At 28.9% G+C, this 14,300-nt stretch carries 14 protein-coding genes, 4 tRNA genes and 1 other RNA gene; 17 read left to right on the forward strand and 2 right to left on the reverse strand.

What is annotated here, in order from left to right:
- Nucleotides 1-26: 26 nt before the first annotated feature.
- The gene (gene uvrC, locus ACWUD1_RS02310; RefSeq protein WP_472756248.1) at nt 27-1,835 is read right to left on the reverse strand and encodes an excinuclease ABC subunit UvrC; all 1,809 of its coding nucleotides are present in this window, start codon (nt 1,833-1,835) and stop codon (nt 27-29) included.
- 110 nt (nt 1,836-1,945) lie between these two features.
- Here uvrC and ACWUD1_RS02315 point away from each other — a divergent pair, with 110 nt between their 5' ends.
- From ACWUD1_RS02315 to ACWUD1_RS02330, 4 genes are all read left to right on the forward strand, one after another.
- The gene (locus ACWUD1_RS02315) at nt 1,946-3,463 is read left to right on the forward strand and encodes a fibronectin type III domain-containing protein (protein ID WP_472756249.1); all 1,518 of its coding nucleotides are present in this window, start codon (nt 1,946-1,948) and stop codon (nt 3,461-3,463) included.
- A complete protein-coding gene (locus tag ACWUD1_RS02320; RefSeq protein WP_472756250.1) occupies nt 3,456-4,763 on the forward strand; it encodes a tetratricopeptide repeat protein in 1,308 nt (435 codons plus the stop codon). The genes ACWUD1_RS02315 and ACWUD1_RS02320 overlap by 8 nt, the downstream gene beginning before the upstream one ends.
- 67 nt (nt 4,764-4,830) lie before the next feature.
- Nucleotides 4,831-4,920, forward strand: a tRNA-Ser gene (locus ACWUD1_RS02325).
- Nucleotides 4,921-4,982: 62 nt separating this feature from the next.
- Nucleotides 4,983-5,068 (forward strand) — tRNA-Ser (locus ACWUD1_RS02330).
- 37 nt (nt 5,069-5,105) lie between these two features.
- Here the strand turns inward: ACWUD1_RS02330 and ACWUD1_RS02335 are convergent.
- Nucleotides 5,106-5,789 carry a DUF3298 domain-containing protein gene (locus ACWUD1_RS02335; RefSeq protein ID WP_472756251.1) on the reverse strand — a complete coding sequence of 228 codons (684 nt, stop codon included), beginning with the start codon at nt 5,787-5,789 and terminating at the stop codon, nt 5,106-5,108.
- Nucleotides 5,790-5,916: 127 nt separating this feature from the next.
- Between ACWUD1_RS02335 and ACWUD1_RS02340 the strand changes: the two genes are divergently transcribed.
- From ACWUD1_RS02340 to ACWUD1_RS02400, 13 genes are all read left to right on the forward strand, one after another.
- Nucleotides 5,917-5,990: transfer RNA gene (locus tag ACWUD1_RS02340), tRNA-Arg, on the forward strand.
- Nucleotides 5,991-6,005: 15 nt separating this feature from the next.
- Nucleotides 6,006-6,092 (forward strand) — tRNA-Ser (locus ACWUD1_RS02345).
- A gap of 2 nt (nt 6,093-6,094) precedes the next feature.
- Nucleotides 6,095-6,192, forward strand: an RNA gene (gene ffs / locus ACWUD1_RS02350) — signal recognition particle sRNA small type.
- A gap of 171 nt (nt 6,193-6,363) precedes the next feature.
- A complete protein-coding gene (dnaX, locus tag ACWUD1_RS02355) occupies nt 6,364-8,094 on the forward strand; it encodes a DNA polymerase III subunit gamma/tau (RefSeq protein ID WP_472756252.1) in 1,731 nt (576 codons plus the stop codon).
- Nucleotides 8,095-8,098: 4 nt separating this feature from the next.
- On the forward strand, nt 8,099-8,398 hold the full coding sequence (locus tag ACWUD1_RS02360; protein WP_472756253.1) for a YbaB/EbfC family nucleoid-associated protein: 300 nt from the start codon (nt 8,099-8,101) through the stop codon (nt 8,396-8,398).
- 2 nt (nt 8,399-8,400) lie between these two features.
- Nucleotides 8,401-8,985, forward strand: a complete 585-nt coding sequence (gene recR / locus ACWUD1_RS02365; RefSeq protein ID WP_472756254.1) for a recombination mediator RecR — start codon at nt 8,401-8,403, stop codon at nt 8,983-8,985.
- 294 nt (nt 8,986-9,279) lie between these two features.
- A complete protein-coding gene (locus ACWUD1_RS02370) occupies nt 9,280-9,789 on the forward strand; it encodes a nucleoside-diphosphate kinase (protein WP_472756255.1) in 510 nt (169 codons plus the stop codon).
- A 1-nt stretch (nt 9,790) separates the two neighbouring features.
- Nucleotides 9,791-10,615 carry a DNA adenine methylase gene (locus ACWUD1_RS02375; RefSeq protein ID WP_472756256.1) on the forward strand — a complete coding sequence of 275 codons (825 nt, stop codon included), beginning with the start codon at nt 9,791-9,793 and terminating at the stop codon, nt 10,613-10,615.
- Between the two features lie 238 nt (nt 10,616-10,853).
- Entirely contained in the window at nt 10,854-11,390 is a 537-nt protein-coding gene (locus tag ACWUD1_RS02380) for a hypothetical protein (RefSeq protein ID WP_472756257.1), read from the forward strand.
- On the forward strand, nt 11,387-12,091 hold the full coding sequence (locus ACWUD1_RS02385; protein WP_472756258.1) for an LptA/OstA family protein: 705 nt from the start codon (nt 11,387-11,389) through the stop codon (nt 12,089-12,091). Before ACWUD1_RS02380 ends, ACWUD1_RS02385 begins: the two co-directional genes overlap by 4 nt.
- Nucleotides 12,036-12,860, forward strand: coding sequence for an LPS export ABC transporter ATP-binding protein (gene lptB, locus ACWUD1_RS02390; RefSeq protein ID WP_472756259.1), 825 nt, complete (start codon nt 12,036-12,038; stop codon nt 12,858-12,860). The genes ACWUD1_RS02385 and lptB overlap by 56 nt, the downstream gene beginning before the upstream one ends.
- Complete coding sequence (gene pgeF / locus ACWUD1_RS02395) at nt 12,857-13,546, forward strand: peptidoglycan editing factor PgeF (RefSeq protein WP_472756260.1); 690 nt, start codon at nt 12,857-12,859, stop codon at nt 13,544-13,546. Before lptB ends, pgeF begins: the two co-directional genes overlap by 4 nt.
- Nucleotides 13,547-14,293 (forward strand): Nif3-like dinuclear metal center hexameric protein, encoded by a 747-nt coding sequence (locus tag ACWUD1_RS02400; protein ID WP_472756261.1) that lies wholly within the window; start codon nt 13,547-13,549, stop codon nt 14,291-14,293.
- The last annotated feature ends 7 nt before the right edge of the window (nt 14,294-14,300 follow it).

The following is a 14,300-nucleotide window of genomic DNA, read 5'->3' on the forward strand; positions in this document are numbered from 1 at the left end:
CATTTAAGTATTTTCAATATATAAGACTAAGATTCTGTGGAATTTGTATGTTTTGAATTTTGCTCTTCTGAAAATTTTTTTATTTTTTTTGCGAGTTTGATGTTTATTTTAGTCTTTTTGGATATTTCATCTTCACTTAAAGGTAATATATCTTTATATGTTCCAAGTGTTTTTAAAATGTTTTTAGCTTTTTTCTTTCCAATCCCCTCTATCTGACTGTAATTCAATTTTATATCTTCTCGTAGTTTTTTGTTAAAGCCATTTGCTCTTCTGTGAGCTTCATCTCGAACGTTTTGTAATATTCTAAGGGCAGGATTTCCTTTTGGAAGTTTAATACCTTGTGTTTTATTAGGTAAAAATAATGTTTCTTCTTTTTTTGCTAGTGAACAAATAGTAATTTTATCTTCGATTTTTAGGCCTTTTAAAATGGAATACGCGGAATTTAATTGCCCTCGTCCTCCATCAATTAATACCAAATCGGGTAGTTCTAATTGTTCATTAATCAGTTTTGAATACCTCCTTGATACAACTTCTTGTATTGCCTTGTAATCATCAATCTCCCCATGATTTAATGAATTGATTTTATAAACCCTATATCCATCCTTGAAAGGTTGTCCCATTTTAAAGGTAACAAGTGATGCTACTGTTTTATGTCCATTAAGATGCGCAATATCAAATCCTTCAATTGTTTTTGGTAATTTTTTCATTTCACAAATGAGTTTTAAATTTTCTATTGCTTTATTTTTTTCATTATCATATGATTTCAGTGCGATTTTTGCATTAGAGATTGCCATTTCTATTATTTTTGTAGTGTCCTGAGTTTCTTCATAAATTATTTCAGGTTTTGTGTTTTTAAGTTCATTTATTAGTTTTGTGATATTTTCAGTTTTGATTTTTTTAAAAATATATATTTTATTGGGTACTATCATATTTATATGTGTATAGTATTGCGTTATAAATTCTGCTACTAGTTCATCCTCTTCGTATATACTTTCATCAAAATTTATGTCTTTTTTTACTAGTTTGCCGTCTTTATATTTAAGTATTACTATTACATTCAAATTATCGGTTTTATGAATATATATATAGTCTGCACTAAGTTTGTTCATTCTTGTAATTATTTGTGTTTGAGTTATCTCAATTAATGCTTTTCTAGTATTTTTTACTTTTAGTGCTGTTTCAAAATCTTCTTTTTTAATGGCTTCTTTCATTTTAAGTTCAATTTCATTCAAGAGTTCAGATATGTTTCCATTTAGGATAAGTTTTATTTTGTCCACTTCTTTTTTATATTCTTCTTCAAGGTCTTCTCTGTAACATACCCCAAGACATTGTCCCATGTGAAAATAAAGACAGGGAGTATATGATTTCTTTTTGCACTTTCTGGTTTTAAATGTTTTGTTGATGAAATCTAGCACTAAGTCTAAGTTTTTTGCATTGACATATGGACCAAAGTATTCACTTCTATCATTTATTATTTTCCTAGTCTTAAAGATTCTTGGATATTTCTCACGAGTAATTCTTATCATTGGATACCCTTTATCATCTTTTAACTTGATATTGTAATCTGGTTTGTGTTTTTTTATTAAATTGCATTCTAAGAGTAGAGCTTCATATTCACTGTTTGTGGTGATTATCTCTATATTTATTACGTTTTTCATTAGTATTTTTATTCGATTGTTGATTCTCTCTAGGAAGTAATGTTTAACTCTTGCTCTTAAATTTTTTGCTTTCCCAATATATAGTATTTTATTGTCTTTTGAATACATTTTATAACATCCACTTGTTGTTGGGAATTCTTGTACTTTTTTATATAAACTGTCCAAATGCTTTCTCATGTTGTGTCTATTGTTGCTTTTTAATAATGATTTTATTTTTGTGATATAATATTATATCAATATTTAGATTATTGTATAATTTTGTATTAAAAAATATCAAAAGGTCTGTAATGAGATTGATTTGTGTATTCGTGTTATTTTATCTTTGCGTTTTTAGTGCTTTTTCTCAAGAACTTAAATTGATTCTTGACTCCAAAGATGAATTTAAATTTATTCAAGAAGCTCATAACATTAGTTTTGCAAGAGATAGCAGAGGTATTCTTGGAATCTATTTGGATAGACATAGGGGGCTATTAGACATTAATAATGTTGATTTTAGATTAGAAATAGAAAAAGATAATAGTGTCAAGGATGCAGCCTCAAATTATTTTATTGATTTAAATAATGCAAAAATTTCAAATTCTTTCTATAATATTTCGGGTAGTTCTTTGATTTTTTATTCAAGCCGAAATACTGTTAAACTTAAGCCACTAACAAAAAAAGCTTTTTTTTATTCAGGTAATATGATTTCTGATTTTACTATTCAATTTTGGGCATATCGTTCTACTTCTATCACTGGAGAGGTTATTGTAAGTTGGAACGGTTATAAGAATATTAAGGGTGTATGGTTAGATCAGGCTATTCGGTTGGAAAGTGAAGGTGGTACTTTTGTTTGGAATTTTAATAATGTGTTTTTAAATGATAATGGAGAACCTATTAAGATTAAGCTTAAAAGTGATGATGATTTTATTCCAAAAGAGTGGCATTTGCATACTGTTCGGTATAGACAAAAGGATGGATTATTAGAATACCTAATAGATTCTAAGCCTCAATCTATAGCATATATTACTGCTGATAAAAAAGAGGGATCTGGATATTTATTGAATATTGGTAATTTTATTGATTTTACATTGGGACAGTATTTTACAGGAGCTATTGAAAATTTTGAGATTCATAAAAGCTTTGAAGACGTGCATAATGCTTTCTTTTCAAAGGAGATGGGATATATTATTACAAAACCAATCAAATTATCTAAAGATTATTCTCAGATTTTATCTGTTGAATTTGATAGTTATAAACCAAAAAATACAGATATTTTTTATTATTATAGGGTAGATAATAAAGTATTTTATGAAACAGAGCAGAATGGGGAGATAAAAAAGAATCTGACGGGAGATTGGATTCATTTTGATCCTAAAGGTGGGTTTTCTAAATTTGATGTATCAAAATATATTCAATTTAAGGTTGAATTTTATCCAAGCGGTAATCTTGTAGAAAGTCCATCTCTTTATGGAATGGTGATTACTTATATACCCGAGGCTGCACCTTTTCCACCACTAATAACAAAGGCTGTACCAGGGTCTGGCGAGATATTATTAGAATGGTTTCCTGTTATTAATAGTAATATTGGGGGTTATTATATTTATATTGGTGTTGCCCCTGGTAATTATTATGGTAAAGTTGGAAGTGTTTTTACATCCCCTATTGATGTTGGTAATCAAACTTCTTTTAGAATTACGGGTCTTGAAAATGGAAGGCTTTATTATATTAGTGTTGCATCTTATAATTTAGATAAGAGTGTAAATAATACATCTTTTTCAAAAGAGGTTTCTGTAAGGCCTATGGAGTTTTTTAAGCAAGATGAGTAGTATTGATTTTGAAAGTGCATTAGAGCTTTATAAAAAGGGTGATTTTAAGAATGCTCTTTCAAAGTTAGATGTTTTTGATGATAGTTTTGACTCTTTGGCTCTTAAATCTCTAATTTATTTTAAATTAAAAGATTATAAAGCGCTATTTTATGTATTAAATACTTATCCCATTTTAAAGGAATATAGGTTTTTAGTTGAACTTTTACATCATGGTAAATTTGAAGACCAAGAAGATGAACTTACTTATTTTCAAAATTATAATCTTGGTGTTTTTTATTTTGGACTTAAGAATTATAAGAAGTCTTTGAATTATTTTTTAAAAGTTAATAAGCAATGTCCTAGTTTCATTCAGGCCATTAATAATGCTGCTATTTTGTTTGAAGTGCTGGGTAGAAGAGATAAGGCTTTAAAGATGATAGCTAAAGCTTCTTGCGTGGATAAAAATAATGCCTTAATTAAATTAAATACCTGGTTTTTAAAAAATAATTGTATATTCAAAAATGTCAAACCATGTGAGATAGATAAAAGCTTTTCAGAGGTTAATCTTTCTCTTATTGTTAATTATTTAATGTATTATCTTTATTCTATTGGGGAGATAAGTAGTGCAATTAAATTTTCCGAGAGATTTTTAACAGATTCTAATTATTCTAAATATATTTGGCATAATAGAGCAACTATTTTACACAGCATAGGTAATATGACCCAAGCAACTAAATCTTATATGAAAGCTATTTTAAGTTTTCCTAATATTTATACAATATATAATATGCATATTGCTACAATAGACCTTTTAGGTTTTTCTCCTAAAAAATCTATTGATAGAATGTTATTAGATTATCCTAATATGGATTTGGTTTATTTTTATGCTTTTTTGTTTTTTTTAAGGAATCGTGATCTTGAAGATGCTTATTTTTATATGAAGAAACTTTGTGAAATTAGTCCGAATGTTTATTCTAATTTTTTAAATCTACTTGAATCTAGAGAAGATATTTTAATTGAAGAGTTGTTAAATGAGTTTGCAATGGCTTTAAAAGGCAAATGGCCTTTGGAATATTTGTTTTTTATTGATAATTCCTTGGATTTAAAAGGGCCCGTTTTTGTGTTTAATTATGATACTAGACTTTATTCATATCTTTGGAAGATTGGAGATGAGCATATTGAACTTAGAGCAGGTAATAATGAGGTAGAGATTATTAATACAATTTTCTCAGATGAGATTACAAGCATTAAATTTGATGTTGCTATTAAGGAAATTAAGGATTTAATAGAAGCTTATAGAGATTTTAGAATTAATTTTTAAATTTTGAAAATTAATTTTGTTGACAATGTAATGACTCTAATATACTATTTATTAGTATAGTTATAAAGGAGAGATGCCAGAGTGGTCGAATGGGGCTTCCTGCTAAGAAGTTGTCCTTTTAAAAAGGGGACCATGGGTTCGAATCCCATTCTCTCCGTAGGGATTTTTGTTGGAATTTCCAATAAAGATTTCTTTAGTTTATTAATGTGATAATAGTTTGGAGAGGTGGCAGAGTGGTTTAATGCTACGGTCTTGAAAACCGTCGTAGGTGAAGCCTACCGTGAGTTCGAATCTCACCCTCTCCGTTTTGTTATAAAATGGATTATCTATTTTTATTTTTCTTTAGTTTTCAGTATTGTGATCTATTGGAAATGTAAATTCAATTTTCCCATCTGCCCGTGATCGTATTATCATTGGATCGTAGAAAATTATCACATTATTATTTTTGAAGTAATATTTATATTGTCTGAAAGCTTCTTCAAATTCGGATTCGTTATTTTTACTGGTAGAGTCAACGTTAAATTTAATAAAGTCTTTTTTGACTTGTTCTCTTAGTACTTGCATTAAGGAATCTAATTGATCTTTTGAAATTATATCTGTAAGTTGTATTTTTTCTTTTCCACGTATGTTAATTGGATGATACGTTGTACGTCCATTTGCATTATACGATGCTATTGTATATTGTGAGTACAAAATAGATGTGATTTTAAGGTCTGGATTTTTGAATGTCTCAAAATTAGAATGATAATTGAATTCATAAGCGTGTTTTTGTGACTTTTGAGTTTTAAGAAATTCAGTTTCATTAATTTTCCATTTTTTTATAAGAGCTTCAACACTTAGTTTTAGGCCTTCTATAGTGGGAATTTTGGCATCTATATTAAAGATATTGTTATTTTCATCAGTTATGGTTTCTTTAATAGTTTTTGTTTCAATATGAATTTCAGCGCTTTCTATCTTTTTTTCGTGTTTTTTACATGATATTAATAATAATAATGTTGATATTAATATTGGAAGTTTAATTGTCATTTATTACTCCTTTTATTTTATTAATTAATGTTCTTATTTGTAAGAATAAATTTGACTATTTTATATAAACTTGACTTTATTGTAATAAATAATAATTTTTATTACAATTGAAGTTAAATGTTTGTTTGTGCCCATAGCTCAGCTGGATAGAGCATTAGATTGCGGTTCTGAAGGTCAGAGGTTCAAATCCTCTTGGGCACGAAAGTTATTGGTTTTGGAGAGATGGCCGAGTGGCTTAAGGCGCACGCTTGGAAAGCGTGTATATATGAAAGTGTATCATGGGTTCGAATCCCATTCTCTCCGATTCCTAGGATCCGCACTATTGGGGATTGCCTAACTCCGTCAGGACTGGAAGGTAGCAGCGGTAAGTAATTACTCAATGAGTGCGTACATCTTAGGATAAATTTATTATTTTTTTGGCTAGGCAGTTTGATTAAGTGTGTTTTATAAAATTCATGCTAAAAAGAATTGTGTTATATTTGACTTGCTTTAAGAATAATTTTTGTTATTTGAATGTTTTTAATTTTGTTAAATTTAAGGTTTAAGTGAGATTTGTTGGTGTATGGGGAGTGGGATGATATCTGCAAGAGGTACTGCCATTAAGAGGCGCCCAAAAGATTTTAATTCTCTTGAGGGGCAAGATTTTGTTGTTGAAACCTTAAAACATTCGATAGAAAATAATAAGATAGCAAATGCTTATATATTTTCAGGTCCACGAGGAGTTGGCAAGACTTCTTCTGCAAGAGCTTTTGCACGGTGTTTAAATTGCCATACAGGTCTAACAAGTATGCCTTGTGGTGTGTGTTTCAGTTGCAAATCTATTGATAATGATAATAGTATTGATATTGTTGAAATTGATGGAGCCTCCAATACTTCTGTTCAGGATGTTAGACAGATAAAAGAAGACATAATGTTTCCTCCTGCTAATTCCAGGTATAGAATTTATATTATTGATGAAATACATATGCTTTCAAATTCTGCTTTCAATGCTCTTTTAAAGACAATTGAAGAGCCGCCCCGTTATATTGTTTTTATTTTTGCTACCACAGAAGCACACAAGTTACCAGATACAATAAAGAGTAGGTGTCAGCATTTTAATTTTAGACTTTTGCCTTTAAGCAGGATTTATGAGATGTTAAGACATGTTTGTATTGAAGATAATATTAGGTACGAAGATGAGGCTTTAAGGTGGATTGCTTATAAAAGTGGAGGAAGTGTAAGAGATGCTTATACTCTCTTTGATCAAATTGTTTCATTGAGTAATTCTGACATTAAATTTGAACAGATTAAATCTAAGATGGGACTGACTGGAGATGAATTTTTGAAAAAGTTGGCCTTAAGTATTCTTAATGATGATTTAAAAGAATTACTCCATGTTTTAGATGCTGTCTTCTTAGCTGGGATTTCATGTGAACAATTTTTACTTGATGCGATTGAATTTTTTAGAGAGATTTTATTTTTAAAATTGGATATTCAAGATCTTACATTTATTGGTATTAAATCCAAGAGTTTAAGAGAAAAGTTGTTAGCTTTTGATTTAAAGCATGTTGAGAGAAGTATTGGTGTATTACTTGAGACCTATAGGGATTTGCAGTTTTCATTAAATCCTAAATATGAACTTGAGATTAATTTTATTAAAATACTTAGACTTAAAAATTATGTGCCCAACCATGTTTTAATTAAGCAAATTCAGGATATTGAAACTAAGGTGCTTGATGAAATTGGGTTTAGTGTTAGTGATGTTGATTTGGATACTGATTTAAAGGCCGATTTCAAACTTGATTTAAGGCCAGAATTAGATAATGTCTCTTTGATAGAACCTGAGCCTATGAAATTAGATTTGGATGACAAAATTAAGACTAAGTTGAAGAGTGAAGTTGAAGACCTGATACATGTTGATTCTAATATTGTTATTGATGCCGATTCTAGTGTTGAGCCTGATGTTGATTCTGATGATGGTGACATTGATGAGATTTTTGTGGAAACTAGAGATGGTTTTGATAAGGCGGATGATAATGATAGAATTAAAGAACGTTTTATTTATTTAGTATCTAAGTATGTTCAAACTTTGGTGTACTCAGGAGAGGTATTAATTGATAATGGAGTGCTTTATTATAAAATTTTTAGTGAATTTGAGTATAATCAGTTACAGGCTTATCATAATGAGATAAGAGCTGAATTTTACAGAGAATTTCCTAGATTGAGTATTATATTTCAGAAGCAGTTTAAGGAGAATGAGGATGAATTTGAGAATGAGGTATTGAGAATTAAAAATATTTTTGGAGCAAGTGAGGTGAAAGAGTAAGACAATGGCAGTAAATCCATTAGATTTTTTAAAGAATGTGTCAAATTTTAAAGATAATATTGATAATATTAAAAAAGAAATCTCTCAAGTTGTTGTTTATGGTAAAGCAGGAAGTGATGTCATTATTGTTGAGATGAATGGAGAATTTGTTGTTAAAAAAGTTTCAATCAAGGAAGAATTTTTTAGTGATTTAGATAATGGGGCCCTTGAACATATGTTGAAATCAGCTTTTAATGATGCTATTTCTAAGGTTAAAGAAGAAATAAAATCAAAAACCATGGGCTCTATTCCATTTGGGATTTAATTTTGATTATACAAGAATTAGTAGATTTGATTTCTAAATTACCAGGCATAGGCAAAAAAACGGCAACACGCATGGTTTATGATATTTTGTATAATGATGAAGGATATGCAAGGAGTTTGGGAGAGATTCTAACCAATCTTCATTTTAGAATCAAAAAGTGTAAAAATTGTTATAATTTTTCTGAAGAAGAGTTTTGTAGTATTTGCAAAGACATCAATAGAAATAAGGATATGATTTGTATTGTGGAAATGCCACAAGACTTAGAGGTTATTGAATCTACCGGGGAATATTATGGGCTTTATTTTGTGCTTCATGGTCATCTTGATCCTTTAAAAAATATTGGTCCAAGTAAGTTAAATCTTGATAAATTGGAAGACTATATTAAAAAACTTAGAACCCAGGAAGTGATTGTTGCTACAGAATTTAGTATAGAAGGCGATGTAACGGCCAATTATATTAGCAGTCTTTTAAAGGATTTAAATATTAATGTTACAAGAATAGCATCAGGCCTTCCTGTTGGGGGTAGTATTGGTAGTGCAGACAAGATTACTACTTTGAGAGCTTTGCGTTTAAGATTTAAGATGTAAATCTGAGCTATTTTATAGCATTTTTAAATTGTTTTTATTAATTTTAATTTATTGTAATGTATGTTGTTGGAGTTATAAGTTTAATTTTTTTTATAAAGATGTTTTTTAAGCCTAAGTCCATTTGTTGAGTTATTTTAATATTTATTTTATTGATGTCTTAAATTGTTGTATTAATAAATAAAAATTATTAAAAATAATAATTTTTATTTATTCTTGTGAAATTAATGTTTATAAAGTGTCCAAATTATGTCTTATAATTAACTTGAATTGTATTAAAACATTGGGAGGTTTTTTATGTCTACTTTGATACAAAGAACTTTATGTATTATTAAGCCTGATGGCGTTAAAAGGGGATTAATTGGCTATGTGATTTCTAGATTTGAAAGGGCGGGATTAAAAATTGTGGCCACTAAAATGACTTTAGTTAATAGAGAGATGGCTAAGGCACATTATTTGTATGATGATATTGCTTTAAGGCATGGTGAGTTTGTGTGGCAAGCTTTAATTGATTTTATAATGAGTTCGCCGGTTTTTGTATTCGTTGCCGAGGGTGTTGAAGCTATTGAGGTTGTTAGAAAGTTTTGTGGTACCACAGAGCCAAAAACGTCTCCTCCCGGCACAATAAGGGGTGATTTTGCTCATCATAGTTTTAATTATGCGAATGAAAAGAGGTTTGCAATTTATAATGTGATTCATGCTTCTGCTAATGCTGTTGATGCTCTTCGTGAAATACCCATTTGGTTTAAAGAAGATGAAATATTGACTTACGCGAGAGATGATGAGCTTGAACATTATTATGATTGATATGAATGTAAATATTGCAATAAGGCCTGTTTTAAAATGGGCAGGTGGTAAGCAAAATTTATTGAAATCTATTTTCAATAATATTCCTATTTCTTTCAATAATTATGTTGAACCTTTTGTTGGAGGTGGTGCATTATTTTTTGCATTGAATTTAAATAATTCAATTATTAATGATATTAATTCTAATTTAATTAATTTTTATAGAGAAATTGCTTATAATTTAGATAATTTTTTATTGGCAATTGAGAAGTATGATAATGTTCCTTTAGTTAAGGAGTATTATCTCTATATTAGGAATAGTTTTAATAATAAGGATTTGACTAATTTAGAAAGAGCATGCATTTTTCTTTATTTAAATAAAACTTGTTATAATGGTCTTTATAGAGAAAATGGAAATGGAAGATTTAATACTTCTTTTGGCAAATATAATCGGGTTAGTCTTTATGAAATTAAAAATTTGCAATTGGCATCTAAGCTTTTGCGGGAGGTAAAGGTTCTTAATCTGGATTTTTTTTGTTTGCTTGATTTTATAGAAAAGGATGATTTTGTTTATCTTGATCCCCCTTATATACCTTATTCAAAAACAAGTAATTTTACAAATTATAATAAGTATGGATTTGATTTTAAAATGCATGAAAAATTATTACATTTTTGTGACAAAATAGATAAGAAAGGGGCTAAGTTCTTACTTTCAAATTCTGATACTGATTTTAGTCTTCAGTTATATAAGAATTATAATATTACTTTTGTTGAGTCTAAGAGATCTATTAATTCAAATTCGGTTAGACGTGGTAATATAAGAGAGATTTTAGTGAAAAATTTTTAAGAGGATTATACAAATATTATTGTATTTTTGTGCAGTGTGAGTATTAATATTTAAAAAATAAGAAGTATTAATTTATGAATAATATGATATTATAAATTTTTTAAATTTAAGTGATGTTAAGTAATAATATATTTAAATTTATGAATGAAAGTCATGTTGAATTTTCGATATTCGCTTTTTGGTTGAAAAGCTTCAATATAGCGTATTGCAAGCTTAAGCAAGGATTTAGAGGACTTATATGATAAGATTTGTTTTATTGTATGTTTTTTTTTCTTTGTTTGTCTTAGGTTGTACGTTTGATTATACAGAGTATACGGGTAGAATGGGGGCTGCTAAGGAGACGCCTTCAATACAGATATTGGGAATTAGTTATCATAATATTGTAGGTGGAAAGAAACAAACGACATTGGAAGCCTTAAACTTTAATTATTTTCATTATTATAAAATTTATAGAGTTGATAATGGAAGATTTTTATACCATGCTTTGGAAAATCGAATTTCAGGTAAATTTAATAGTTTAGAAGGTTCGCATGTTACTAAAGATTTAGATATGAAAGATTCTGTGGAGTTAAAGGTAGAAGATGAGGATAATTATTATCTAATCAACACTAATAGACTTTTATGGAAAGATGACGAAAAAAAATTATCATCTCCTCCAAATGAATTGGTTTTTATTAGATTTAATGAGAGCAATATAACAGGGAATGGATTTTCGTATTTTGTTAAGAGCAATAATTTTTATTTTTATTCTGGTATCGAAGGATTTGTAAAATGAAAAGATTGATTATTTGCTTGGTTTATATTTCTTTTTTAAGTAGCTATGCACAGAATAAGGGAAATTTAGATAAATCTTCAGATGTACAAACAGTTAGAGATAAAGATTCTAAAAAAAAGAATGAATTTATTTTTAGGGCTGATTTCTCTCACGGTATTTTTTCTCCCCTTTATAGAAAAATTATTTTAAAGGGAAATCCTGAAGTAATTTCTGATGATTTCAGACTTAGAGCTGATGAAATTGAAATTTATGGTGAGGGAAGTTCTTATATTGAGGCTCGTGGTAACGTTTATTATGAGAATTATAAGGATAAGATGAATGTTAAGTCACAATTTTTATTTGTTAATAGAAAATTGGATAATTTTTATCTTCAACAAGGTGTTGAGCTTGAAGATTTAGAAAATGAACTTGTTGTTAAGGCTGAAAGAATTGAAGGTAGTCGTAAGACGAGTGTTTATATTATGCAGTATTCTGTTAAGATATATAAAGGTGATATTTTTGCTCGGGCTGAAAATGGTATTTATAATAAAGAAAAAAAGGAAGTTATTCTTGAAGGTGTTCCTGTAATTTATCAAGATGATAATTATTATTCTGCTTCAAGAATAATTTTGAATACTGAAACTAAAAAATATAATCTTGAGGGTGATGTTGAAGGTAGATTTACTCAAGTGGAGGGAGAAGTTCCTTCGCAGAAAAAATAGAACAAAGTTAATTAAAGAAAAACTTAACCTTGGCACTGTCAATGATATTATTCTTAAAGCAGATAATATTGTTAAAAGGTATGGTGAGAAGTTGGCTGTTAATGGCGTAACTATTGGTGTTCATAGGGGTGAGGTTGTAGGTTTGCTTGGACCTAATGGCGCTGGGAAAACTACAACATTTTATACCATTGTAGGTTTTATTAAAGCTAATGGTGGACGTGTTTTGCTTAATGAGCATGATGTCTCTAATCTTAATATGTATGAGCGAGCACGATTAGGAATCGTGTATTTGCCACAAGAACCATCTATTTTTAGAGAACTTACAGTTGAAGATAATATTTTAGTTGCTCTTGAAAGGCGCGAAGATTTATCACAGGCTGAACGTAAGATGGAGCTTGTGAATCTTCTTAAAGATTTTGAAATTAAGAGAATACAATATCAAAAGGCCTATACGCTTTCTGGTGGAGAGAGAAGACGAACTGAGATAGCAAGAGCTTTAGCAGTAAGTCCATATTTTTTATTGCTTGATGAACCTTTTGCAGGTATTGATCCTATCGCTATTGGAGATATAAAAGATATAATAAGGATTTTAAAAAGTAAAAATATTGGTGTTTTAATTACTGATCATAATGTAAGAGATGCGTTTGATATAATCGATAGAGCTTATATTATCTATCAAGGCCAAGTTCTTGATGCAGGAAATGTTGATTATATTATAAATAGTGAAAAGGCTAAAAAACTTTATCTTGGTGAAGAGTTTAGATTATGAGAGTAATAGAAAAAGAACTTTATTATGAATTCGAATTAGAGCCCGACGTTAAATTACTTTATACTAAGAAACCTTTTGATTTGGATATAAAGGATATTAGTAATGATAGTTTGAGCTTTGTTCCTAAAGATAAAAATATAAAATATTTAAAACAATTACACACAAATATTGTTTATAAAGTTTCTGATGGGTTTGTTAATTATCAAGAAGGTGATGGACTTGTATCTTCTTCCCCTGATGTTGCACTTCTTGCTTACTATGCAGATTGTCTTCCAATATACATGTTTGACAAATCAAAAAAATATATTGGACTTGCTCACAGTGGCTATAGAGGTAGTTTTAAGTTAATAATTTTAAAAATGTTACTTATGTTTGAGAATATGGGTTCTGATTTTGAAAATTTAAAAATTATATTTGGTCCTTGCAATAGATCATGTTGCTATGAGGTTTTGCCAGAATTTTTATCAGAGATAAATTTAAAATTTAGTAAAGAATTATTAAATATGTCTTTTTGTAAAAAGGATGATAAAATATATTTCAGCAATGTTGATTTTAATCTGGGATTGATTTCTAGCTTTAATTTAGATGTTGGGGATGTTCAAATGTGTACTTATTGTAATGAGAGTCTTTATTCTCATAGAAGATTAAGGGGAAGTAGAAGTTATGCTTTAATTTGGAGGACTTGATTGACTACTAGGGAGTTATCATTTTTTTTGGATGAAATATTTAGGGTAAATGATTATCGGAATATTGACAAAAGTCTTAATGGATTACAAGTAGGTAATTTGGAGAGTGAAGTTAAGAGAGTTGCTTTTGCTGTTGATGCAAATATGCCGACTTTAAGAGAAGCAAAAGATTATGATTTTTTAGTAACTCATCATGGTATTTTTTGGTCAAAGTCGGAAAAAATTATATCTGGAACGTATGCAAAAGTTAAATGGCTTATTGATAATAATTTATCACTTTATTGTGTGCATTTGCCGATGGATGCTCATCCTGATTATTCGCATAGCAAAGTACTCTCTGATTTTTTGGGTTTTCGTGATTCTATACCCTTTGCAAATTATAAGGGTGTCAATTTAGGTATTATTGCTACTGCTGATCTTAATTTTTCTGAAATTTTGAAGAGAATTGAGGCTCATAATAAACATATTCTTTATTATAGAAAATTTAAGGATCATGTTGAAAGGGTAGCAATTGTTAGTGGTTCTGGATATTCTTTTTTTCAGGAAGCATTAGAACTAGGTGTTGATTTGTTTATAACAGGAGATACTTCTCATCAGATATATTCTTTAGCTGAAGAGTATGATGTGAATTTAATATTTGCGGGACATTATTTTACTGAGACATTTGGTCTAATGAAGTTAATGGAAGATTTGAAGGGTAAAAGAGAATTAGATGTCAATTTTATTTTAAAAGATACTAATTTATAAGGATTGT

This window comes from Borrelia tillae, assembly GCF_055693965.1.

Bases quoted from the DNA above. Each gene is read 5' to 3' on its own strand.
- lptB (WP_472756259.1), top strand. From the start codon at position 12,036: ATGTTGAAGGTAGATTTACTCAAGTGGAGGGAGAAGTTCCTTCGCAGA.
- ACWUD1_RS02370 (WP_472756255.1), top strand. From the start codon at position 9,280: ATGTCTACTTTGATACAAAGAACTTTATGTATTATTAAGCCTGATGGC.
- pgeF (WP_472756260.1), top strand. From the start codon at position 12,857: ATGAGAGTAATAGAAAAAGAACTTTATTATGAATTCGAATTAGAGCCC.
- ACWUD1_RS02375 (WP_472756256.1), top strand. From the start codon at position 9,791: ATGAATGTAAATATTGCAATAAGGCCTGTTTTAAAATGGGCAGGTGGT.
- ACWUD1_RS02385 (WP_472756258.1), top strand. From the start codon at position 11,387: ATGAAAAGATTGATTATTTGCTTGGTTTATATTTCTTTTTTAAGTAGC.
- ACWUD1_RS02320 (WP_472756250.1), top strand. From the start codon at position 3,456: ATGAGTAGTATTGATTTTGAAAGTGCATTAGAGCTTTATAAAAAGGGT.
- ACWUD1_RS02380 (WP_472756257.1), top strand. From the start codon at position 10,854: ATGATAAGATTTGTTTTATTGTATGTTTTTTTTTCTTTGTTTGTCTTA.
- uvrC (WP_472756248.1), bottom strand. From the start codon at position 1,835: ATGAGAAAGCATTTGGACAGTTTATATAAAAAAGTACAAGAATTCCCA.
- ACWUD1_RS02335 (WP_472756251.1), bottom strand. From the start codon at position 5,789: ATGACAATTAAACTTCCAATATTAATATCAACATTATTATTATTAATA.
- ACWUD1_RS02315 (WP_472756249.1), top strand. From the start codon at position 1,946: ATGAGATTGATTTGTGTATTCGTGTTATTTTATCTTTGCGTTTTTAGT.
- dnaX (WP_472756252.1), top strand. From the start codon at position 6,364: ATGATATCTGCAAGAGGTACTGCCATTAAGAGGCGCCCAAAAGATTTT.
- ACWUD1_RS02360 (WP_472756253.1), top strand. From the start codon at position 8,099: ATGGCAGTAAATCCATTAGATTTTTTAAAGAATGTGTCAAATTTTAAA.